Genomic DNA, 25,568 nt, shown 5'->3' on the forward strand with positions numbered 1-25,568 from the left:
GCGTTGAGCTCTTTAATTAAATCCGCTTGCTGCGTCGCATCAATGGCAACGGTGGTTGGATCGAGGCGATCTTCACCCGCAACCAGCGTAAGCTCACCGGTTTTCTCTACCGGATAAGTGGTATCTGCGCCACCTGTGCTTGTGCCGCTGCCATCCACATCACGGTCACCTTCGGTGATTGTGATATCAATGTTTTCACCACCTGCCGCATCTGTACCATCTTTTATCGTGATGTTGAGTTCACCACTAGCCGTATCACCGTCTTTATCTGTCGCGGTAACATCAAGCTTAATATCAGCAATATCGACACTGTTTTGGTCAACAGGCCCAGTTACTTTAACGGTATAGGTACCGTCATTAGCGATCGTCACTACCATCACAGGATTAGAGTCTGCATCAACCACGGTTAATACATTGCCATTAACAGTAAACGTGGTTTGCTGACCGTTGCTAGTAATGTTGGCTAGGCTATCTTGGGTCGTATTAAAGTGGATGGTCTGAATATCATCAGAGCCGACATTTAACGGGATCTGACCCTGCATCACTTTATCAGCGTCGGTGGTTTCATTGATGATGATACCTTTATCGGTACCAAATTCAGGGTTCGCCCCATCAACAATCGTGATATCCACATTGGCTGGTTTGTCTAACCAATCGCCATCGGTATCTTTCGCCTGTACGGGGACTTTAATCGAGATGTCATCACCATCGACAGTGACAAAACCTGAACTGTTACCTGAAGCCTGATGATCCAGTGGTTGTTCTTGGATGATTTTAACTTCGACGTTAACGTTTTGACCCGCTTGCGTTGGGGTTAATTCAACACGTACGGCAACCGTATCAGTACCTGCGATAGTACCGACCAAGTTACCATTGGCATCAATCGTAAAGGTTAATGGTTTGCCGCCGGATGTAAGCTCAGCGTTGAGCTCTTTAATTAAATCCGCTTGCTGCGTCGCATCAATGGCAACGGTGGTTGGATCGAGGCGATCTTCACCCGCAACCAGTGTTAACTCACCGGTTTTCTCTACCGGATAAGTGGTATCTGCGCCACCTGTGCTTGTGCCGCTGCCATCCACATCACGGTCACCTTCGGTGATAGTGATATCAATGTTTTCACCACCTGCCGCATCTGTACCATCTTTTATCGTGATGTTGAGTTCACCACTAGCCGTATCACCGTCTTTATCTGTCGCGGTAACATCAAGCTTAATATCAGCAATATCGACACTGTTTTGGTCAACTGGCCCAGTTACTTTAACGGTATAGGTACCGTCATTAGCGATCGTCACTACCATCACAGGATTAGAATCTGCATCAACCACGGTTAATACATTGCCATTAACAGTAAACGTGGTTTGCTGACCGTTGCTAGTAATGTTGGCTAGGCCCTCTTGGGTCGCATTAAAGTGGATGGTCTGAATATCATCAGAGCCGACATTTAACGGGATCTGACCCTGCATCACTTTATCAGCGTCGGTGGTTTCATTGATGATGATACCTTTATCGGTACCAAATTCAGGGTTCGCACCATCAACAATTGTGATATCCACATTGGCAGGTTTGTCTAACCAATCGCCATCGGTATCTTTCGCCTGTACGGGGACTTTAATCGAGATGTCATCACCATCGACAGTCACAAAACCTGAACTGTTACCTGAAGCCTGATGATCCAGTGGTTGTTCTTGGATGATTTTAACTTCGACGTTAACGTTTTGACCCGCTTGCGTTGGGGTTAATTCAACACGTACGGCAACCGTATCAGTACCTGCGATGGTACCGACCAAATTACCATTGGCATCAATCGTAAAGGTTAATGGTTTGCCGCCGGATGTAAGCTCTGCGTTGAGCTCTTTAATTAAATCCGCTTGCTGCGTCGCATCAATGGCAACTGTGGTTGGATCGAGGCGATCTTCACCCGCAACCAGCGTAAGCTCACCGGTTTTCTCGACCGGATAAGTGGTATCTGCGCCACCTGTGCTTGTGCCGCTACCATCCACATCACGGTCACCTTCGGTGATTGTGATATCAATGTTTTCACCACCTGCCGCATCTGTACCATCTTTTATCGTGATGTTGAGTTCACCACTAGCCGTATCACCATCTTTATCTGTCGCGGTAACATCAAGCTTAATATCAGCAATATCGACACTGTTTTGGTCAACAGGCCCGGTTACTTTAACGGTATAGGTACCGTCATTAGCGATCGTCACTACCATCACAGGATTAGAGTCTGCATCAACCACGGTTAATACATTGCCATTAACAGTAAACGTGGTTTGCTGACCGTTGCTAGTAATGTTGGCTAGGCCCTCTTGGGTCGCATTAAAGTGGATGGTCTGAATATCATCAGAGCCGACATTTAACGGGATCTGACCCTGCATCACTTTATCAGCGTCGGTGGTTTCATTGATGATGATACCTTTATCGGTACCAAATTCAGGGTTCGCCCCATCAACAATCGTGATATCCACATTGGCAGGCTTGTCTAACCAATCACCATCGGTATCTTTAACTTGGACTGGAACATCAATAACAATTTTGTCATCAACGCTTTTAATTAAGCCATCGGTGCCATTGTCATTATGATCAAGTGGCTTAAATTGCGTAATAGACACGTTAATATCAACATCATGCCCATTTACCGCTTGAACCGCGCTCACAGTTACCGTTAATACCGTTTCACCACCCGCAGTACCTGTAATTAATCCCGTTTTAGCATCATAGCTAAAGTTAATTGCCGTACCATTTGCTGTTGTAAGTTCAGTAGTTAACTCATGGATTAACGCATTAACTTGTGTCTGGTCAACGGTCACTGTTGTCGGATCAAGACGATCAACCCCCGCAGCAATAGCTATGGTTGTATTACCACTTACTGGGTAACCTTGCTCATTACCTTCAGGTGTTAAATCACCTTCTGTAATAGTAATAGCTCCTTGCTCATTACCTGATGCATTGGCACCATCATGAATAGTAATCTCAATATTACCTGGCTTGCTTACGTCACCATCTCTATCTTCTGCCACAACAGATAAAGCAATGTTCTCATTATCAGCTGCAGTATCATCGACCTGATCGATAGGTTGTTTTTGCGTTACAACGTAATGACCATTGATATCAATAGTCACTTCCATTACCACTTGCGATGGATCACTCGCTAATACCACCGTCACCGTAGTGCCATCAGCACTCAGTGAATAAGTTGTAGCATGACCATTACTGGTTAAACCATTAAGGGAGTCTTGGTTCGCCTCAAACGTAACCTTAACGACCTGATCACTACCGCTATCAACAGCAATATTCCCCATACCGGTTGCAATGCCATCCTTACCTTCATTTAAGGTCGCTTTGCTATCCACACCAAAAGCAGGGATTTCGCCATCGACAACGGTAATATCAACGGTTGCAGGATCTTTTAACCAATCACCATCGGTATCTTTCACCTGAATAGGTAAATCGATAACAACTTGATCATTATGGTTAGCGACTAGACCATCGATCTCATTACCATTGTGATCTAATGGTCCGTACTGAGTCATGGTAACTTTTACATCAACATCTTTACCATTCGCTGCTTGAAGGGCTGTCAATGTTACGCTAACAACAGTTGCACCATTTGCGCTTCCGGTTAATACGCCCGTTGCTACATCATAAGTAAATGTTAATGGCTTACCGTCAGAACTAAGCTCTGTTGTAAGCTCATTTTTTAAAGCCTCGAGTTGTTTCTCATCAATCGTAATCGAGCTTGGGTCTAATCGGTCAGCACCAGCGGTAATCGTTAAAGAAGTACTTGCTGAAACGGGATACCCGACTTCATTACCTTCTGGGGTTAAATCCCCTTCTGTAATCGTAATACTTGCAGACTCACCGCCACCGGCAATTGCACCGTCTTCTACTTGAATATTTAATTGGCCTTGTGCGGTATCGCCGTCTTTATCTGTTGCTGTGACGTTTAATTCTATTTTCGCAATATTAAGACTATCTTGGTCCAACTCGCCTTCTACAATAACTTTGTAGCTACCATCATTAGCGATAGTAACAGTCATTACAGGCTTGCCTTCAGCATCAACGACGTTAATGGTATTACCTGAAACAGAAAAAGTAACAGGTTTGCCATCACTCGTAATATTCGCTAAGCCTGGTTGTTCAGCATCAAAGTGAATGTGAGATATTTCGTCTGAGCCAATATTAAGGGGGATTTTCCCATCGACAACTTTACCTAGATCATCGGTCTCATTAATTGGATTTTCTGTTCCAAGATCAATACCAAAAACAGGATTATCACCATCATTGATCGTGATATCTACTTGCGCAGGTTTTTCAAGAAAATCACCATCAGTGTCTTTTGCTTGAATAGGAAGATTGATTGAAATGTTACTGCCATTCACAGTAACAAAACCTTGTGAATTTCCAGAAGGGTTATGATCAAGTGGTAATTCTTGAATGATTTGAATTTCGACGTTAACGTTTTGACCCACTTGCGTTGGGATTAATTCAACTCGTACGGCAACTGTATCAGTACCCGCAATGGTACCGACTAAGTTACCATTAGCGTCAATCGTAAAGGTTAATGGTTTGCCACCAGATGTAAGCTCTGCGTTTAGCTCTTTAATTAAATCCGCTTGCTGCGTCGCATCAATGGCAACGGTGGTTGGATCGAGGCGATCTTCCCCCGCAACCAGCGTAAGCTCACCGGTTTTTTCTACTGGATAAGTGGTATCTGCGCCACCCGTGCTTGTACCGCTCCCATCAACGTCAATATCACCTTCCGTTAATGTAATAGAAACGCGTTCCCCACCCGCAGCATCAGTGCCATCATTTATGGTGATATTTAACTCACCTTGAGCGGTATCACCGTCTTTATCTGTCGCAGTAACATCTAATTTAATATTCGCGATATCGTCACTGTTTTGGTCAATAGGCCCAGTCACTTTTACAGTGTAGGTACCATCATTCGCAATGGTCACCACCATCACAGGTTGCGAAGATGAATCTAAAACAGTTAAAACATTACCATCAACGGTAAACGTTGTTTCTCGACCATTACTTGTAATTGCCGTTAAGCCTGCTTGTTCAGCATTAAAATGAATGGTTGCGATTGCATCAGAACCAACATCAAGTGGAACCTTTCCGTCAATAACCTGATCAGCTTGAGTGCCTTCATTAATTGTCACGCCGGTATCAGTACCAAATTCGGGATTTGCACCGTCGATAACACCAATCTCAACATTAATTGGCTTATCTAATGCATTACCACTGCTATCTGTTGCTTGAATAGCAACATCAATATTGATTTGATCGCCATCACGATTGACTAAGCCAGAAACATTATCACCAGAGTGGTCAAGTGGCTGATTAATCGTTGTGGTTACTGTCACCGTTACATCACGCCCATTTTCTGACGTTGCTTCTAATGCAATAGACATAACAGGTTGACCATCGAGAGTACCGATGATCATATTCGTTACTTTATCGTAGACAAAAGTAACAGCCTGACCGCCTGATGTGATCTCACTGTTTAATTCATTTAAAACATTATTGATGGTGAGAGGATCAAATACAAACGATGAAGTATCAAGAGGAAGCGTTGCCGCTTCTACAAAAATAGATGTCGAAGAAACAACAGGATAGGTATTATCACTGAGATCACCCTCAGTAATAAGTAATGAGCCTAGTTCGCCACCATCAGGAACTAAAATAGCCCGTGGATCTAGGTTATCTATATTTCGACTTGGATCATAAGCCGTATCGAAGCCAGCTTCAGCTAAAAGTGCATCGTTATCGTAATTAATCGTTATAAAACTTGCAGCAGAAGATGATCCATTAAGGCCTACATTACCTGCAGATTCATTACCAGCCGCAGGTGCTTCAAAAAGTTGAGTAGGATCCAGACCGTTTAAAATCGCAGCTTGAATTGCATCAATGTCGTCAGAAGCGAAAGTTGTATGTTCCGCTCCCTCATGATTAAACGCGATTTTGTTATTAAGATCCGTTGCTTTAACACCTACAGGCGTTGTTACTACGCAAGTTGGGCATGTCTGATTAATGACTTGCTCAACGCCATTATTGTTAATAATAAATTTAGCGTTACCATTAGTAACAACGATTTCATCAGGTTGAAGAGTATGCTCATCAATAATTGGCTGAACTTTATCACCAGCCTTAAGAATAAAGCCGTCTCCATTCACAAGCTTGATCATGCCTAAATTCTTATTATCAATGGTAGTCATACTCTCTTAACCTTTTTTGTTTATTCAATTTGATAGTAACGATCCCAGTCATACAGAACATGTTACGCACCACCAATTGATGTTTTTATAATCGATAGAGGTTTTCTATTAAAAACGGTATTTTTTTAATTGATTTAAAAAAACATATCGTCAATAATTTGACGACATATTTAGCTAAAAATTCTTATTATTCAACTATGATTTTGCAAGCTTTTGTAACATACTTCATAGAAATATCAATAATAAATACCAATTAAGAACAAATAAGAGCGAAAAAATGCCCTGCAAACTTAATGATACTAGTGTTGATAGCATACAGTAAATAGTATAAAAACTGTAATGCGAACGACCATTTTAAATAACAAAATACATGGACGTCGGTCAGCATTTCCCTTTAGTGAGCATCTAACGCGGACAACTAATGAACAAGAAAAACACTTCTATTTCAGCAGACAACCTAGAGTATGTGGATGATAAATCAGCAGCATTGTTGCTTAATACCCCTAAAAGCGCTCGTGTTATTCTGTGGGTAATGATCTTATTCTTTGTCACGGCTTTCATTTGGGCTTACTTTGCCAAGTTAGATAAAGTGACCACCGGTAGCGGAAAAGTTATTCCGTCATCTCAACTTCAAGTCGTTCAAAACCTGGAAGGTGGTATTGTCAAAAAAGTGCTTGTTAAAGAAGGTGAACAAGTAAAGAAAGGTCAAACACTATTATTAATTGATGACACGCAATTTAAATCCGATTTTAAAGAAAAAACACAAAGCTTAGCTTCTATGCAAGCAGACTCCCAACGTTTAAATGCGTTACTTGCGAGCGTTACAGTGAGCAACAAAGCCGATAATACGCATTGGCGAAATAGTGTCACGATTGAACGTAAACCACCTGTTTTTGATGATACATTTAAAAAAGCACATTCAGCATTAGTTCGTCGGCAGCTCAATCAATTTACAGACAAATTAAATAACCTACAAAACCAGCTTTCTGTTGCTTCTGAGCAAGCATCGCAAAAAGAAAGAGAGTTGGCTGAAACACAATCTCGAGTCAGCAACTTACGTAACAGCTACAATATTGCTCTAAAAGAATACAATATTACGAAACCATTAGCTGAGGAAGGTGTTGTACCACGGATAGAATTACTGAAGTTACAACGGTCACTCAACGATACGAAACGTGATTTAAACTCTGCAAAAATGCAAATCCCTGTCACGCAAGCAGCGATTCAAGAAGCTGGCTTTAAGTACATTGATATTGCATTACAGTTCCGTTCAGATATTCAAGCACAACTAAATGAAACCAGTGACAAATTAGGGAGCTTAAGTGAAACCCAAATTGGTTTAGAAGATCGTGTTAAACGAACAACCGTGGTTTCACCGGTAACTGGCACAATTCAAAAAATATATGTCAATACTGTAGGTGGTGTTATTCAACCAGGCATGCCACTTGTGGAAATTGTTCCAACGGAAGATACCTTGCTCATAGAAGCTAAAATAGCACCGCAAGATATTGGCTTTCTACGACCAAATCTACCTGCAATTATTAAGTTTAGTGCCTATGATTTTACTAGCTATGGTGGTTTACATGGAACATTGGAAACAATCAGTGCAGATACAATCCAAGATAAAGAAGGCAATAGTTTCTATCAAGTCAGAATTCGTACTGATGCGAGTAGTTTAAAGGGACCTAATGGCGAAGCTTTACCGATTATACCCGGTATGACAGCCACCGTTGATATCATTACAGGAAAACGCTCTGTACTTGACTACCTTCTTAAACCAATACTCAAAGCGCGACATACCGCGTTAAGAGAATAATGAAGTGACTATGAAATATAAATTAAAAAAAATTACTCTTCTCATCGGTCTTCAATGTATGGCTGCGCCTGTAATGGCGCAATCATTGGAACAAGCTGTAGCTGAAACGCTCTCAAGTAATCCAGAGATTAAAAGTGCCTACAATGAGTTCCAAAGTAAGCATCAATTGATCAATGCTTCAAAAGGTGACTACCTACCAAGTGTCGATCTTGAAGCGGGTGTTGGCTATGACGATTACAAAGCGAAAAGCCCTTCTGGTGAATATAAACCTCGTAATGCGAAAATCAACATTCGACAGCTAATCTGGGATGGCTCGATTACGTACAACGATATTCAACGTAATAAGTCAGAAACAGAAGCAGAGCGTTATCAATTACTGTCTGATGCACAAGACAAAGCATTAAAAAGCACAGAAGCATATCTAAATGTGCTTCATGCTCAAGATGTACTCGCTTTGTCTGAATCAAACCTTAAAGTTCATCAAAAAATGTATTCAGACATTAAAAAACGTGCAGACTCAGGTATTGGATCAACAGCTGACTTAGCACAAGTCGAAGGCCGTTTAGCCAGTTCTAATACAAATCTACTGGCAGCACAAAGCAATTTGCAAGACAAGATCACCCAGTTTGTACGTATCGTTGGCCAGTATCCTAAAGATCTTGTAAAGCCTGAAGTTGACGTGAACTACCTACCAAAATCATTAGATGATGCATTAGAAAAAGCGAAGAAAAATAACCCTGTGGTACACGTTGCCTCAAATGACATTGACGCTGCTGAATATCAGTACAAGCAAGCAAAAGGTACGTTCTACCCATCATTTAGTATAGAAGCATCACAAGAATGGGGAGATGACTTAAATGGCTCTGAAGGTAAAACTGATGAGCTAAAAGCCATGCTAAAAATGCGCTATAACCTGTATAACGGTGGCAGTGATGTAGCAAAATCTCGTCGTGCTGCATACCAAATTAACAAATCTAAAGACATTCGTGATCGTGCTCACCACATGTTAGAAGAAGGTACTCGCCTATCTTGGAGCGCACTAGATTTAGCGAAAAAACAAAAACTGTTCTTGCAAGAGCACGTTGATGCCTCTGCACGTACCGTTATCGCATATGAAAAACAGTTTAAGATTGGTCAGCGTACATTACTGGATGTACTCAACACCGAAAACGAATTATTTGAAGCACGTAAAGCTTATTTAGCAGCTGAATATGATGGTATTTTAGCAAAATACCGTGTTCTTAATGCAACCGGTCTAATCCTTGATGAGATGCGCGTTGAGATCCCAGAAACTTGGGCAAAGTCTGTTAAATAAAAGGATTAAAAATGAAATACGTAATCACGGTTTTACTGTCTTTTTCTTTACTTGGTTGTTCACTCTCTGTACCGCAGCCTCCTATTGCAAAGCAAACAAAAGATCTGTTTGACGCAGATAGTGATGGTGTGATCAATCAGCGTGACCGCTGTGCTGATACGCCTATAGATGCCGTCGTAGATAACGATGGCTGTCCTACATATGTTAAAAATTCAGAAGAGAATAATATTCACGTATTATTTGCTAATGACTCTGCAGAAATCCCTGAAAGCTATATGGAAAACATTAGCAATATGAGTGAATTTTTAGCCAAATACCCAAAAACACACATTGAACTAAAAGGGTATGCGAGTCCAGTTGGTAACGCGGCATACAATGTTGCGTTATCAAAGCGCCGTGCTGCAGCTATTCGACAAGCACTGATCACTGAAGGGGTTGCACCGTCTCGCATTAAAACTATTGGTTTTGGTGATAGCGATCCTGTGAAAGCGTCAGATGTTGAAGAAAGTAACGCACTTAGCCGTCGCGTTGTCGCTCAAGTTGTTGGATCTCAAGGTAACGTTGTGAAAGAATGGAGTATCTATACTGTTCGTGAAAATTAATAAATAGAATCCACGTTGAAAAAAATAATCTTCTGGGCTCTGTGTTTAGTCGTGGCAGTGAATGTATTCGCTGCCACGAACAAGCAACAGATCGCAAAAATAGAACACTTTTACGGAGAAAGAGCTGGGAAACGAGCGACTGCGTGGCGAGCACTCATCCAAAATTCACAACACTTAAGTGAACAGCAAAAACTGAAAGCTGTTAATAACTTTTTCAATCAATTTGTTTTTATCAGTGATGAGAAGTTATGGGGTAAAGAAGATTACTGGGCCACACCTTATGAATTTGTAGGTGCAGGTGCCGGTGATTGTGAAGATTTTAGTATCGCCAAATACCAAGCATTAAGAGAACTGGGTATACCAGATAAAAAGCTGCGATTAATTTACGTAAAAGCTTTAGAACTGAATCAATTCCACATGGTTGTCGCTTACTACCCTACTCCCTCCTCTGTACCTCTAATTTTAGATAACTTAAAAGGTGAAATTTCACCTGCAACACAACGAAAAGATTTACTACCGATTTACAGCTTTAATGGTAGCAAGTTGTGGCTAATGAAAAATAGAGGGCAAAGCCAAGTCGCAGGAAAAGCGTCACGTCTTAGCCTATGGAACGACCTCCGTGATCGTTCTAATAAAATAATACTACACCGCCCTAAAAATACTTATTAACGAGTGAACATCAATGACACTTTATCGACAGCTTTTACTATGGATGCTGGTTGTATTTTTCGCATTTATCAGTGCGGTCTTTGCAATCCAATTCAGTACTACAAAAGACTATCTTGTTCACCAGCAATCAACAGAGTTAACAAATGCAATAAGCTCTGTTGGTTTTGCCCTGTCTCCTTACCTTGAAAATAAAGACATGGTTGCTGCAGAATCAGTGATAAGCGCAACGTTTGACTCAAGTTTTTACAGTGAAGTTAAACTTGAGCTCTTAGATTCCGACAAGAAAATCGTTCGTCAGTATCCTCAGAAGGTTGCTGGTGTACCTAGCTGGTTCCAAAGCCTCATTAATATTGAACCGATAACGCAATCAACAACACTGGCAAGTGGTTGGATGCAACTTGCAAACCTTACAGTAACAAGTAGCCCAGCCACAGCTTACCAACAATTGTGGAAAGCTACCGTGCAGCTCATGCTAGGTTTCGTTATATGTTCAGTTTTAGGTGCAATAGTTTTATCGCTTGTTCTCAATAAAGTATTACAACCGTTAAAACAGATCCAAAATAGTGCAAAAGAGATGGCATCACAGCATTTCACATCTTCTCTTCCAATGCCTCTCACCCGCGATCTAGCTGATGTGGTTACCGCTTTTAACTCAATGAACCAACAACTTCAAAGTCACTTTGAACAGCAAGCACAAGAGGCAGACAACCTTCGTATTCGTGCTTATCAAGACCCTGTATCAGGTTTGGCTAACCGTAGTTATCTCCTATCAAAAATTAACACCTGGCTATCTCACAAACCAAGTGGCGGTATGGCGTTATTGAAAGCAGATGATATTGAAGATAGCTATACTCAATCCGGCTATGAAGCTGGTGACCAATTAGTTCAAAAAGTTTCTTCTCGCTTAAAAGAACTGTCGAATGACGATGTAACCATTGCACGTCTAAACCAATCAGAGTTTGCTTTAATATCTCCTAACGCGACCAAAGAAGAACTTATCGAAACTGGTCGAAAAATGCTTAACATGACTTCAGAACTTAATTCAGATCCATTAGGCATAGCACCATTACATGCTGCTGTCGGCATTGTGATTTGTTCAGACAATGAAACAATCTCTACATTATTAGCCAGTGCTGATAATGCGTTAAACAAAGCACGACAAGAGCCTAAAGAACCACTCGTGCTGATTGAATCTCATGAGAAGAAAGAAACGGCATCATTAGGTAAGCAACAATGGAAAGCACTGGTTGATGAAGCTATCGCCAATAAGCTTATCCACTTCACATTCCAAAAAGCGATCAATGTTGGCAATAAAATACTGCATAAAGAAGCTTTCGCTTACATTCAAAAAGACAACCAGCGCTTTAATGCCGGTCAATTTTTATCTGCGATAGAACAACTAAATGAAGGTGCTAATTTTGACCGCTACATCGTTGATGCATTATTTAGCGATATAGAGAGAAATCCAACCTCTGTTCCTATTGCGATTAACATTACACAAAGCAGTATTAACGATACGGGTTTCATTCGTTGGTTAAACAGCAAGCTCCAAAGTTCACAGCAAATTAAAGATCGTGTTTTATTCGAATTACCTGAAATTTGCTTTATTAAGCAAATTGACAATGTATCTTTACTGTGTGAAATCATTCATCAAAATGGCTTCCGCTTTGGTATTGATAATTACGGGCATAACTTTAGCTCAGCTGGTTATTTAAATCGTCTCCGCCCAAACTACGTTAAATTAGATTTTGCTTATACTTCACAACTCGATGATCAGATAAAAACGGATGTACTTCAATCTATCACACGTACGGCCAATAACCTTTCTGTCACCACAATTGCAACACGCGTAGAAACGGCTGAGCAAAAAGATAAATTAGTTGCGATGGATATCCTCGGGTTCCAAGGTTTTGTTACTGATCAATTGAATCACGAGAATTAAAATGAAAGATCCTTTACTTCAGTCACTCGTATATGTCAGCCGTTTTTATGGTCAAGCAAATTCACCAGATGCTCTCGTGGCAGATTTACCATTAACTGATGGTTTACTTTCTCCTTTTCTTCTTCCTCGCGCAGCAGAAAAAGCAGGACTGCAAGCCAAAGAAACAAAAATGGAATTGAAGAGTATCTCTTCTCTTCTATTTCCTGTCATCGCTCTACTTAAAGGTGGAGACGCATGTGTCGTTTTAAGTATTGATAAAGAAAAAGGTGAAGCCGAAGTTGTCCTGCCACAAAATGAAGGTAGTGAACAATGGATCAAATTGAATGAATTAAATGCGCAATACACGGGCCGGTTATTTTTAGTCAAAAAGCGCTTCCGCTACGATGAACGCTCGCCTGAAATTTTAAAAACGCGTGATGGCCACTGGTTTTGGAGTACCTTATGGGAATCTCGTAATATTTACCGTGATGTATTGATAGCCTCAATTCTTATCAATATATTTGCCATCGCCGCTCCCCTTTTCACTCGCTTAGTGTATGACAAAATTGTACCTAATTTAGCGTTTGATTCATTATGGGTGCTAGCCATTGGTATTACGGTTATTTTTGTCTTCGATTTGATATTAAAATTGCTGAGAAGCTATTTCATCGATCTTGCTGGTAAAAAATCAGATATATTAATATCAGCAAAAATATTTAGCCGTGTGATGGGTATTCGTATGGAAGCAAAACCAGCTTCTGTTGGTGCGTTTGCTCGCCACTTACAAGAGTTTGAATCTATTCGAGAGTTCTTTACCTCGGCAACCGTATCTTCATTAATCGATTTACCTTTTGCTCTGCTATTCCTACTGATCATCTACATAATGGCAGGGCCTTTAGCATTAGTACCTTTGATTGCTGTACTCATATTAGTGGCGTATAGCTTCTTTATCCAACGCCCACTTCGAAAAAGTATTGAAGAAGGCTCACGTCTTTCTTCGCAAAAACATGCCAACCTCATCGAAAGCCTATCAGGTTTAGAAACAGTTAAAATGTTTGGCGCACAAAGCCAATTCCAATACCGTTGGGAAGAAGCTGTCGCGCATATGTCTAACTGGAGTTTAAAATCACGTCGTTTAACAGACTCTGTACAAAATACCGCAGGTTTCTTACAGCAGTTCGTTTCTGTCGCAATGATTGTGGTAGGCGTGTATTTAATTGCCAATGGCGACCTCACTATGGGTGGTTTGATAGCCTCAACCATGTTAAGTGGACGTGCGGTTGGTCCAATGGTACAACTTGCCCTGCTTTCTACCCGTTATAACCAAGCAAAATCAGCAATGACGGTAATTGAACAATTGATGGCTATGCCACTAGAGCAAGAAGACGGCAAACGTTACATTCATCGCCCTGTTATTCGCGGAAAAATTGAATTTGATAATGTATCCTTTGCTTACCCCAATGCAACACATGCCGCGCTAAAAAATATTAACCTCACCATTAATCCTGGTGAAAAAGTGGCAATTATTGGTCGTATTGGTTCTGGTAAAACAAGCTTAGAACGTTTGTTAATGGGGCTATATAGACCAACAGAAGGTTCTGTTTTAATTGATGATACTGATATTAATCAACTTCATCATATTGATATCCGTAGGAATATTGGCTGTGTTCCACAAGATATCACATTATTCTTTGGCTCGATTCGTGACAATATTACATTGGGGCGCCCGTTAGCCAGTGATAATGAAATATTATTAGCAGCAGAGCGTGCTGGCGTGACAGCCTTTACACAACACGATGCCGCAGGTTTAGAAAAACAAATTGGTGAAGGTGGTCATGCTATTTCCGGTGGTCAACGACAAGCAATTGCGATTGCGCGTGCATTCTTATCTAACCCACCCGTTATGATTATGGATGAACCAACGAGTAGTATGGATAACCGCTCTGAAATGTATATAAAACGTCAACTGACTAATATGACCCCAGAAGAAACACTGATTTTAATCACTCATAAAACCAGTATGCTTGATATTGTTGATCGACTTATTGTTATGGAGCAAGGACGCATTGTCGCCGATGGTCCAAAAGATGCCGTGTTGAAGTCACTCCGTGAAGGTAATGTAAGCCAGCCAAAATCAGAGCAATAATAACCGTCATCTTGTTTAATTAAGTTACACATCAACGCCGATATCTTAATATAATAAAAAAGATATCGGCGTTTTTATTTATTAACAATTACTTAGTTGAAATTTCCCATACCGCAATACTGCCAGAAATTTCATTACCAATAATCACTAACGGCTTTTGAGTTGGGCTGTTTTTTGCTTCCACAAATGTCATGCCTTCAGGTGCCAAATCACCCGTGATCGCTTCACCTTCTACAACACCACGATTAATGAAATAATCGACATAATGCGCTTTACGTGGTTCTGTAATATCATAAACAACTACCCCACCCATGCGCTCTAAACCAACAAAAGCATATGTCTTGTCACCCACTTTTCCGACGGTTAACGCTTCAGGTTCAGCACCTTTAGCGTCAGAACGCGCATCACCTGCATTTTCATCTTCATCATTATTAAATGCTTTACCGTGAATTTTAGCGGTGAGTTGTCCAATCTCATCGCCCGAATCAAAAATCATCTTGCCTTGACTATCTAAAATAGAAAAAGAACGTCCGCCAAAGGTATATAGCTCTTCATACTTACCATCGCCATCTTTATCACCTAACTGAGGATTAACTTTAAGACGACCTATATCCGATTCATCATTTTTTAAATAATTAAAATTATCAGCAAGCATTAATTTTTTTGCGCGAATATCATTAACAAAAGACACACAGCCCTTTTTCTTGTCAAAATCTACTCCGCCTTGTGCTTTACATGATTCCTTATCTTTCGCATCAAAGAAATATTCGCGACCATCACCTTCATTTGCAATAACGACATAGTTGTTTCCATCTACACTATAACTTGCGAGAGTGTCAGGCTGGAACATGCCATAGAGTCCGGAATAAGTCTTCATATTAATGCCGCCATCTTTATCAGATGCATCCATTTTATATTTAGACCAATCTTTGAAACCTAGGCCTTTTAAAGTGAGTTTATTTGTCGCTAAATCAACAATAGCGATACCGTTATTTTCCTGCAACGACACATAAGCAGTTTTACTGTCTTTCGATATAGCGACATATTCAGGCTCTATGTCTTGGGCGACTGTTGTTATAATTTTCGAGCCCTTAATGGTTTGACCGCTAGGATTAGAAAAAACCATCCCTTGTTTTTCTAGTTCTGATTGTCTGCCATTAAAAGAAGTAAAGTCGAGTAATTCTGCTTTATCTGCCACTTTGCCATTATTAATACTAATAATACCAATAGAGCCTTCAGGATCGGTTAAGTAATCCCCTGATGGTTCACCCTCATTGGCGACGACAACTTTGGTTTCATCCGGTGTAAATGTCACCATATCTGGTAGATAACCCACTTCGACATTCTTAATAAATGCAGGTATGTCTTTACTTATGTCATAAAAAGCAATGACGCCTTTTTCACCTGTTTTATTAGCAGCCATAGCAACAGCAGCTAATCCTGATTTTTCAGCAATCGCAATACTATTCGCATTTCCTGCTGTATATTTATTTAAATCAATCGTATAGCTAGATTTTAAATTACTACCATTAACCACCCCTTCAGATGTTCGTTTGAGTTTTTTTAAGGGGGTATTAGCAATATCAACAATTTCTACCGTCGATGTCGAACCAGATCCATTAATTGCAAATATTCGTTTTTTGTTATTCTGGTACGCAACAATTTCAGCTGCACCTTCTGGCGATTCAGCATTAAGCAATGCACGTCCAATTAAATGTATATCAAATTGACTTTCAGCCTGAGCGTTAGAAAAAGGTATAGATAAAGACGAAATCAATAGCCCAGCAAATAATGGTTTTTTCACAGTTGATCCTTAACATTAATAAAAAACCACTACACTTTGGCAAACAAAAATGAAAATTTTACTACAATGGAAGGATGTTTTTATGACGAAGAGTAAAGGTGCAATATTCTCTAACATAATACTTATACTATTAAGTCATTAATTTAGTTATTAATTTTCTGACTAGCATGTAACTTAATAAAGGAATTATCATTAATACATTGCGCTATTTCATTGATTTAACTAAAATTCACTCATCGGATGAGTTAATTTATGCGACACAAAGCACGAAAAAGTTTGTGAAGATGTAATATCTCGCTAAAATACGTGCCCCCCTACAAGTGGGTTATATCAACGAAGGTTATGCTCTATGAAAGAAAAAGTAGTCGATTTTATCAAACGTAAGCGTGAAGACTTAGCGCATCACCAGTTTGAGTTTAAAGACTGGCTATCACCAACAATCCGAGATTACTGGGTTGAGTTCTTAAACAAAGCAAACAATAGCCAAATTGCTTCATGGGTTAAAGATCATAGCTTGGTTTCTGTCGCCAATGACAATGCTATAGAAGTTGAAAAGCCAGAACCTATTGAGATGCACCCTGAAGCTCAAAAGCTAATGAATACCTTAACTGCAACATTAGGTGAAGAAATTCATGTTGGGGAATGGTTAACAGTCGAGCAGTCACGTATTAACCATTTTGCTGATGTCACTGAAGATCACCAATGGATACATACTGATCCAGAGCGCGCACAAACAGAATCACCTTTTAAAACAACTATTGCTCATGGATTTTTAACACTGTCATTATTATCAGTATTAACAGATAGTGTCGATCCTAAAGATCAAAAATTTCCTACAGCCAAAATGACCGTGAATTATGGATTAAACCAAGTGCGCTTTCCATATCCTGTAAAATCAGGCGTAAATGTGCGTGCTCGTACTAAAATTCAATCCGTCACGCCAATTAAACGCGGCTTGGAAATTGTGCAAGAAATTACAGTTGAAATTGAAGGATGTCGTCGTCCTGGCTGTGTTGCTGAATCAGTTGTTCGCCTCTATTTCTAACAAATAAGAATAATAAGTCGCAAAGCCGAACATAATGTTCGGCTTTTTTATATAAAAATTAGCCTCGGAATAACGGTCATAATATGAACTCCATAAGCAACCTAACTTTCCATTAATGGCTCTTTATCGTAAATTTTTGCATGGTATGGTGAGAAGCTATCTCTACTATCGGTATATTAAAATGAAAAAGTGGTTTAAATTTCTTCCTCTTATTCTACTTGTGGGTTACTTCATCACTTATGATGTTGTTACACAAGTTGAAAGTACAACGCCCTCTGCACAAACCAGCCAGCAATAAATTTTCATCACGATTAGAGGCATGGTTTCAGCCATGCACTCATTTCAACTTTTTTAATTATTTGCTTTTCAGGTCAGTATTCTTTAACTACGCTTTATAGGGACAGGTTAGAAAATTAACATTTATGTTATCAACCTTACCTTTCAACAATAGCTATATGTTCTGACAACCTGCAATGTTATCCTAATTTTAAGCAATAAAACGCATTAAAATTCTCTATAGAGAAACATAAATATCATTCCCAAATCATATATTCTTCCAGTTTATAATATGTGATTTGGTTTTTTTTTAACTATTACTTTTATTACATTTAGCGATTTAAGCCAAACCTCACCTCCTTGTACAATAGAAACAGAATCTTCCTCTGCTTTACCTCAATAACGTTACCCTGTAAATTCACTATATTGTCTAGTCATTGTCAGGTCTGTTAAATGTCCGTAACAACACGTGTTTTTATTTCTCAATCAACACAACCTTGGTTTAACCTTGCTGTTGAAGACGCTATTTTCCGAAATATGCCAGCCAATCAGCAGGTTCTCTTTTTATGGCGCAATGCGGATACAGTTGTGATTGGTCGAGCTCAAAATCCATGGAAAGAATGTAACACTAGGAAAATGGAGCAGGATGAGATCACCCTCGCTCGTCGTCAAAGTGGTGGCGGTGCAGTCTTTCATGATTTGGGTAATACTAATTTCACTTTTATGGCAGGAAAACCAAAATATGATAAAAACGTCTCAACAGAGATCGTTTTATCAGCCTTAAAACAACTTGGAATAAACGCAGCAGCAACAGGTCGAAACGATCTCGTTGTATCAACAAAAGACGGTGATCGAAAGTTTTCAGGTTCTGCATATAGAGAGACAATGGATCGTGGGTTTCATCATGGCACTCTTCTTCTAAGTGCAGATCTGACACGTTTAGCTAACTATCTAAATCCTGATAAAAAGAAACTAGAGGCTAAAGGGATCACATCCGTCAGATCTCGCGTTATCAACCTAAATGAACTTCTTCCAAATATAGACCATAAAAGTGTATGTAAAGCGATTACAGCCTCTTTTTTTGCCCACTATGGTGAATGTGTAGATATTGAGTATATCTCACCAGAAAACCTGCCAGACTTACCTGGATTTAAAGAAAAATACCAACAACAAGCAAGTTGGAACTGGAACTTTGGCAATACGCCCCAGTTTATGCATTCTCTTGATGAGCGCTTTTCTTGGGGAGGCGTTGAACTTCATTTAGATGTTAAAAAAGGTCATATCATTTCTGTAAAAATGTTCACAGATAGCTTAGATCCTACACCTATTGAGCTAGTTGAAAAAACACTCTTTGGTCTTGAATATAATGCAGCCACTATAAGTAACGCCATATCAGAATTAACAGTAGAGCAGGAGCAATATAAAAACGAGCTGTTCGATATTAATACATGGCTTAAACAGGTTATTATCTAGTCATTAATAGCGGCTTTATTCTTTCATTAAATTTAGATATTTGCCGCTTATTAATTATCTTCCCAATTAACCAAGTAGCCTTGATTATATATCCCCTACTATAAGAAGGTGTATAGCTGATATTGCTAATAATAGATATATTAAAAAATAAAGAGGTAATGTGCAGCAACAACATCGCCTCTTTAATTTTTTAAATTTATCGCCTCAAAATTAACTAGTTATTGTCATCACAGCTATCACAACAAGGATTTAATATTCGTTCTTGGCAGTTAAAAGGTTCAATGTGAATAATGATATCAACCACTTCATCTAACACTTCGAGTAAATGCATTTTAAAATTTTCTGCAATCGTATGCGCTTTATCTACACTCATTTCAGGATCGACAAGTAAATGAAAATCTAACAAAATTGTACTGCCAGTACGACGACTACGAATGGCATGTACTTCTTTGATATCCCTTTCCTCTGCCGCGTATGCTTGAATTTTATTTTCAATTTCAGCGTCAGCTTTCGCTTCTGTAATTTCAAGTACCGCAGGCCATAAAATTTCAGCCGCTGCTTTTAAAATCATAGCCGTAACAATTAGCGCGGCAATTTGATCTAAATAATGCAGTTCAGGTACAAAATAATTAGCAATAACAGCAATAGCGACAGGAAGAGAGCTAAGAGCATCAGAGCGGTGGTGCCATGCATTGGCATATAATGCCCGACTATTAATTTCTTTTGCTTTCACTGCAGTCCAGCGATACAGCACTTCTTTGACGACAATTGAGGTAACTGCAGCTGCAAACGCCAGCATACCAGGATGACTATGTGATTGTTCACTAATAGACGTCAGTGATTCCCAGCCAATACCAATACCAACAAGAGCGAGTAATATACCAATAAATATATTGGTTAACGTTTCAAAACGCCCATGACCATAAGGGTGTTCTTTATCGGCAGGCGCCGTCCAATAACGCGATCCAATAAGTATTGCAGTATCTGTGACTAGATCAGAAAAACTATGTACACCATCAGCAATAAGTGCCTGACTTCCCGTCATTTTACCAATAGTAATTTTGATAAATGCGAGGCTAATATTGGCGATCGATCCTATCCATGTAACTTTTTGTATAACTTTTACTGCTGTTTTAGGCATAATTAACCAATTAAGTAACTATTATAAACCAACACATAATAGCGAATTTTGTTCATGAATGAGACAAATTTTCTTTAATCATACTAAGTTAAACACTCAATTGTTCACTTACTTTGATTTAGATAATGACAATTAATCAGCGTAAAAATAAATTAAATATTAGTTATCAATTGATTCTCTTAAAGTATTGTTTTCACTATGCCTAATTAACAAAATTATACATGTAACACACCGAATAATTCGCCCACAAACATTCCATAAACATATATTTTGACAAAAAACAACCTATTTACCATGCCTTTTTGAAATATTAATGAAACTATTCTTTGTTATATTTTATAAATCATATGATAAAAAATGTTGATAAAAGTAATAATTTCCTTAAATATCATTTCAGATCACTCTATCTATAAAAAATTTCAGGACTATATTTCATAATTTAGTTTTTTGTACATAATGAACATGTGAGTCAATATTTTATATTGATCAACATAAAGGACGTTTTATGAGAAATCTGGCAGATTTTATATATCAAATGGAAAGTGAATTGCAAAATTTCACTACTTGGGTACACGATTCAAGAGGACACTATAAAAAACTGCATATTTCTGATATTGATTGCAAAAATATAAGCTTAAGTGATTTTTTAGAAAATCAACTTAATGTTATTGTTGAAATTATCACAGACGATGGCACCAATTGCGCCTATTTACTGTTACCTGAAATCAACGTTGCAACCACTATCAACTTCGATAACGGAGATGTTATCTCTATTATCGATGCAAAAGCAGCATAAACACAGAAACAAATTAAACACGAACGATTAAGAAATACTACGGCTAGGCTTTCTTATTATTCACTCTAAAAAACAGATCATTTGATCTGTTTTTTTTTACCTGAACATTTTTCATCTTATTGTAAGAAGATTATTACATCTATATTCTTTTACCAAATTATTTATTGCGTTATTTGAGATTGGTCTCATCTTATCCATTAATTAGAATTTTCAGCATTTACAACTTTAAATAGATAAATTCTTAGCATTAATATCATCAATAACTTTCATTTCTCCCGTAGCACACGCTTGCATCCCATCATCCCATCCCATATTAAAGCGAGAGTCTGAACCATCTAATGTCGAGTCTTTCTTAAAACCAGCATTCGAATGACCTCTCTGAGCCAATACAGACTTGCAACCTTGGTTATAACCATAATAATAAATGCTATCGTGTTGAACATTACTGACATACTGTTCAGGTAAGAAACGTACTCCGTTATTAGCAGTATGAGTACAACCGAGCATCATAAGTGCGACAAATACTACAGTGATATTATTTTTCATTGAACGTCTCCTGTTAAATAATACTTCAGTAAATCAAGTTTGGCTCACTATCCAATAAATTGTTAATCGATTGTTGGTATTTTCACATGTCACATCACATTTAACGCAAAAAAAAGCTGCCCTTAAGACTCGCTTAAGGACAGCTTTACAACTCTACATTTTCCGATTAAGGCTCTTCAGCTATTGGTTTCGGTTGGTAATGTTCAGGTTTTAAGCCTAAATACTCTGGTAATAATGTACCGACAGAGATTGAAGACCAAGTACCCGTTAAGATACCGATAAACATCGCAATAGAAAATCCTTGTAGTGACGAACCGCCTAATAACCATAGTGAGCTTATAGTCATCAATGTGGTACCAGATGTCACCATAGTACGAGAGAACGTTGCAACAATCGCTTCATTGTTTGTCGTTTCAATATCTTGCTTAGGTTTCGCAATCAATAATTCACGAATGCGGTCAGCAATAACAATTGAGTCATTTAGCGAGTAACCTAGGATCGCTAGGATCGCAGCAAGTACTGTTAAATTAAATTCCATTTGCGTCATAGCAAAGAAACCAACAGCAAGAATAACGTCGTGTAATAACGCTAGTAATGCACCTGCAGCAAGACGCCATTCAAAACGGTAACTTAGATAACCTAAAATACATAGCATTGTTACTAATAGCGCTAAACCACCTTGCTCGGCCAACTCAGCACCAACTTGGGGACCAACAATACTGGTATTTAACACCTGTATATTGGCATGGAGCGGCGCAAGAACTTTTGTAATTTCTGGATAGTCAACACCTTTAGCTGGCGCTGCATAACGTAAAATCCAACGGCCCGGTTCATCTGCAGCAATAACAACAACATCTTGATTAAAGCCTGCATCCATTAATGGCTCAATTTCACTGTTTGTGATTTGGCTGTCCATTTGAATTTCACTAACAACACCGCCAGTAAAATCTAAACCCCAGTTAAGACCTCTTACACAAATAAAAGTAATAGAGATAACCATTAAGGCGATAGAGACAATACCTGTCATGTAACGCAATTTGGTTAAGTTTTTAATAATCCAATTTTTCATTGCGTTAAACCCTTACATTTCGACGCGAATCACGACCCCAAACCAAGTTAATAATGGCTCGAGAAGCGAAAATACCAGTAAACATACTTGTTAATAGACCAAGACCTAACGTCAATGCGAAGCCTTGAATTGGACCATTACCAATAGAGTAAAGCACAACAGCTGTGATCATTGTTGTGAAGTTAGCATCGAAAATAGTACCAAATGCACTGCTAAAACCACGGTCAATGGCTTGAGCCATGCTTCGACCATCACGGATCATATCGCGAATACGTTCAAATATAAGTACGTTGGTATCTACCGCCATACCGACGGTTAACACTAAACCAGCGATACCAGGTAAAGTTAATACCGCACCTGGAATCAACGCCAATAGACCAAATAGCATGATCATATTTGTAATAAGTGCAATGTTAGCAACCCAACCAAGACGACGGTACCACACAGCCATAAATAGCAGTGTTACACCCATACCTAGAGCAAGTGCAGCGAAACCATTTTTGATGTTTTCAGCACCCAATGTTGGACCAATAGTACGCTCTTCAACAATTGTTACAGGCGCAGTAAGCGAACCTGCACGTAGAAGTAAAGCAAGTTGCTGTGCATCTTCTAGTGAACCTGCCCCCGTAATACGGAAGCGACTACCTAATTGTGTTTGAATCGTTGCAACACTGATGATCTTATTAGTTTGTACCGTCTGACCTTGCGCATTACGGCTATATTCACTGTAAGACGTCGCCATTGGTTTACCCACATTCATACGTGAGAAATCAGACATGATCTTACCGCCAGCACTGTCCAGCGTAATATTTACTTCAGGCGTACCGTTTTCACCGAAACTTGCACGCGCATCAACAATGTGATCACCTGTAAGTACAGGCTTACGGCTAACACGAATAGGATTACCATTCTTATCAGGTAGAATCATTGTGCTACCTGTGCCTTCTTCTTTCACAGCATAGAAAGCAAGGCTTGCTGTTGCACCGATAACATTTTTCGCTGCCGCTGGATCTTGAACACCAGGAAGTTCAATACGAATACGGTTTTCACCTTGACGCTGAACAGATGCTTCCGTGATACCAAGCTCTTCAATACGACTACGCATTGTTTGTAAGTTCTGCTGAACGGTTAGGTTACGCAAATCTGTTTTCTCTTTCTCACTAATTGTAAGAAGAAGATTATCAGCAGAACCATTGGTAGCTTGCCATTGTGGGTACTGTTCCCGAATAAACTGGCGAACCTTATTATTTGCCGCCTCACTAGGCAAACGAACAATCACTTCATCCATACCTTTTAATTCAGCACGACCGCCACGAATATCTTCCTTACGGAAATTAACGCGTAAGTCATCCATTAATTGCTGAGCATGGTTTTTGTAAACTTGCTTAACATCAACATCTAAAAGAAATTGAACACCACCGCGAAGGTCAAGACCTAGCTTAATTGGTTCAAAGCCCATGTCTTGTAGCCACATTGGAGCTGCTGGTTCTAATGCTAACGTTAAACGTTTTTCACTTTTCAACAGTGTATCTAACGCCGCTTTAGTATCCGTTTGCTGTTTAGTGTTATCTAATACAACAATTGTTTTATCAGGCTTTTGTTCAATTTTTAGCGGTACAATATCATGTTCTTTTAACACCTTTTGAATTTCAAAAGGTGTCGGCATTGGACCGCCTTTATTGCTGATTTGTACAGCTTCATTGTCGCCATACCACGTTGGAATAGCGCTTAATAACATTATTAAAACTGTCACAATTAACACAACATATTTCCATGCTGCGTAATGATTCAGAATCTGTTTAGTATTCTTTTTTCTCATTATATTTAGCCATGTACCTTGCAACAGACAGCCTGTCGCAGTCGATAGAACACCTATAATTATACCTTTATCACAAGAGTTTGTTAAAGATACTCATAAATATGACCACTTTTAAAGGATCAATATAATTACAGATACGATAAATAGAACTTAATAATCAGACAATTATTAATATATTTTGAAAGGCTATTACTATTAGCTGAATCGTAATTTTCAACTAATAAATAATATTTTAGACAACTTGTAGTTGTTCGCCATATTGAGAGTAGATCAGATTTGTATCTTTCCAACCTGAAATACGTGATGAAGATGATTTAATTTTGAGTATCCACTCAACCGTTGGTGACAGAGGCTCTTGATAACCGAGGGTAAGTGGTACAGCAACAAGGATAGGAAGCTCAAATGCTAATCGATATTCAGGCGAGACTTCTTCAGGGTTAAGATGAAGCGCATTTAATAAACGGCTCGATGTCCCTAAAGCAATATTGTAATCGCTAAATTCAATACGATGTTGCTTATTCTTATCACTGCTTTTATTTGGCTTAGAAATTGGGAAATTCCAGACAAATTTTGAATTATTAACAGAAACAGGTAAACCAATACTGTTATTGCTTTGTGTTTGTGTTAATGGGTGTTTATTATCAGAAGAATGCTTAACCGTTTGATTTTTATTACAGTTAAATTTCGCAACATCTGAATTAAGGTTAACAGAGTGCGATTGAACAACCATTTCATTACATTGCTTAATCGTATTTTGCACGACATACTTTTGAACATTTTCGTTGATATGTGTAGATGCCGAAGCTAATGACGCAGCCCCTAAGCAAATACTTAATATCAAAAAACGAACAAAGGTCAGAAACATAATACCTAAAAATAGTGAACAAAAATAAGGTCATT

The 25,568-nt window shown here is 39.0% G+C and carries 16 protein-coding genes; 9 read left to right on the plus strand and 7 right to left on the minus strand.

Translation table 11 applies throughout. From position 1 onward, the window contains the following. The coding region (locus C9J46_RS18160; protein WP_146144670.1) for a retention module-containing protein at nucleotides 1-6,230 on the minus strand (6,230 nt) is incomplete at its 3' end. A 421-nt stretch (nucleotides 6,231-6,651) separates the two neighbouring features. Here C9J46_RS18160 and C9J46_RS18165 point away from each other — a divergent pair. Genes C9J46_RS18165 through C9J46_RS18190 form a run of 6 tightly spaced genes read left to right on the plus strand, consistent with a single transcriptional unit; the run spans nucleotide 6,652 to nucleotide 14,699 of the window. Next, the gene (locus tag C9J46_RS18165; RefSeq protein ID WP_107206652.1) at nucleotides 6,652-8,046 is read left to right on the plus strand and encodes an HlyD family type I secretion periplasmic adaptor subunit; all 1,395 of its coding nucleotides are present in this window, start codon (nucleotides 6,652-6,654) and stop codon (nucleotides 8,044-8,046) included. 10 nt (nucleotides 8,047-8,056) lie between these two features. Further along, nucleotides 8,057-9,361, plus strand: coding sequence for a TolC family outer membrane protein (locus C9J46_RS18170; protein ID WP_369917486.1), 1,305 nt, complete (start codon nucleotides 8,057-8,059; stop codon nucleotides 9,359-9,361). 11 nt (nucleotides 9,362-9,372) lie between these two features. Beyond that, nucleotides 9,373-9,963 (plus strand): OmpA family protein, encoded by a 591-nt coding sequence (locus C9J46_RS18175; RefSeq protein WP_107291330.1) that lies wholly within the window; start codon nucleotides 9,373-9,375, stop codon nucleotides 9,961-9,963. Between the two features lie 15 nt (nucleotides 9,964-9,978). Further along, the gene (locus C9J46_RS18180; protein ID WP_107206655.1) at nucleotides 9,979-10,632 is read left to right on the plus strand and encodes a transglutaminase-like cysteine peptidase; all 654 of its coding nucleotides are present in this window, start codon (nucleotides 9,979-9,981) and stop codon (nucleotides 10,630-10,632) included. Nucleotides 10,633-10,645: 13 nt separating this feature from the next. Beyond that, entirely contained in the window at nucleotides 10,646-12,574 is a 1,929-nt protein-coding gene (locus C9J46_RS18185; protein WP_107291331.1) for an EAL domain-containing protein, read from the plus strand. A 1-nt stretch (nucleotide 12,575) separates the two neighbouring features. Beyond that, a complete protein-coding gene (locus C9J46_RS18190; RefSeq protein WP_107206657.1) occupies nucleotides 12,576-14,699 on the plus strand; it encodes a type I secretion system permease/ATPase in 2,124 nt (707 codons plus the stop codon). Between the two features lie 88 nt (nucleotides 14,700-14,787). Here C9J46_RS18190 and C9J46_RS18195 read toward each other — a convergent pair whose 3' ends face one another. After that, nucleotides 14,788-16,503, minus strand: coding sequence for a choice-of-anchor I family protein (locus C9J46_RS18195; RefSeq protein WP_107291332.1), 1,716 nt, complete (start codon nucleotides 16,501-16,503; stop codon nucleotides 14,788-14,790). Between the two features lie 349 nt (nucleotides 16,504-16,852). On the opposite strand from C9J46_RS18195, the gene C9J46_RS18200 reads away from it, so the two are divergent. Both C9J46_RS18200 and C9J46_RS18205 read left to right on the plus strand, forming a co-directional pair. Further along, nucleotides 16,853-17,548, plus strand: coding sequence for a MaoC family dehydratase (locus C9J46_RS18200; protein ID WP_107206659.1), 696 nt, complete (start codon nucleotides 16,853-16,855; stop codon nucleotides 17,546-17,548). A gap of 729 nt (nucleotides 17,549-18,277) precedes the next feature. Then, nucleotides 18,278-19,297, plus strand: coding sequence for a lipoate--protein ligase (locus tag C9J46_RS18205; RefSeq protein WP_107206660.1), 1,020 nt, complete (start codon nucleotides 18,278-18,280; stop codon nucleotides 19,295-19,297). A gap of 214 nt (nucleotides 19,298-19,511) precedes the next feature. Here the strand turns inward: C9J46_RS18205 and C9J46_RS18210 are convergent, their stop codons facing one another. Then, the gene (locus tag C9J46_RS18210; RefSeq protein WP_107206661.1) at nucleotides 19,512-20,438 is read right to left on the minus strand and encodes a cation diffusion facilitator family transporter; all 927 of its coding nucleotides are present in this window, start codon (nucleotides 20,436-20,438) and stop codon (nucleotides 19,512-19,514) included. Between the two features lie 505 nt (nucleotides 20,439-20,943). On the opposite strand from C9J46_RS18210, the gene C9J46_RS18215 reads away from it, so the two are divergent. Continuing rightward, nucleotides 20,944-21,234 (plus strand): hypothetical protein, encoded by a 291-nt coding sequence (locus C9J46_RS18215; protein ID WP_107206662.1) that lies wholly within the window; start codon nucleotides 20,944-20,946, stop codon nucleotides 21,232-21,234. A 225-nt stretch (nucleotides 21,235-21,459) separates the two neighbouring features. Here the strand turns inward: C9J46_RS18215 and C9J46_RS18220 are convergent, their stop codons facing one another. The 4 genes from C9J46_RS18220 to C9J46_RS18235 all read right to left on the minus strand — a co-directional run bounded on the left by C9J46_RS18220 (nucleotide 21,460) and on the right by C9J46_RS18235 (nucleotide 25,533). Beyond that, complete coding sequence (locus C9J46_RS18220) at nucleotides 21,460-21,780, minus strand: hypothetical protein (RefSeq protein WP_107206663.1); 321 nt, start codon at nucleotides 21,778-21,780, stop codon at nucleotides 21,460-21,462. 166 nt (nucleotides 21,781-21,946) lie between these two features. Then, entirely contained in the window at nucleotides 21,947-22,849 is a 903-nt protein-coding gene (gene secF, locus C9J46_RS18225) for a protein translocase subunit SecF (RefSeq protein WP_107206664.1), read from the minus strand. Between the two features lie 4 nt (nucleotides 22,850-22,853). Continuing rightward, nucleotides 22,854-24,668 carry a protein translocase subunit SecD gene (secD, locus tag C9J46_RS18230; RefSeq protein WP_107206665.1) on the minus strand — a complete coding sequence of 605 codons (1,815 nt, stop codon included), beginning with the start codon at nucleotides 24,666-24,668 and terminating at the stop codon, nucleotides 22,854-22,856. A 232-nt stretch (nucleotides 24,669-24,900) separates the two neighbouring features. After that, nucleotides 24,901-25,533, minus strand: coding sequence for a hypothetical protein (locus C9J46_RS18235; RefSeq protein WP_107291333.1), 633 nt, complete (start codon nucleotides 25,531-25,533; stop codon nucleotides 24,901-24,903). Nucleotides 25,534-25,568: the final 35 nt, after the last annotated feature.

This window comes from Photobacterium sp. GB-36 (assembly GCF_003026135.1).
GTDB lineage: Bacteria > Pseudomonadota > Gammaproteobacteria > Enterobacterales > Vibrionaceae > Photobacterium.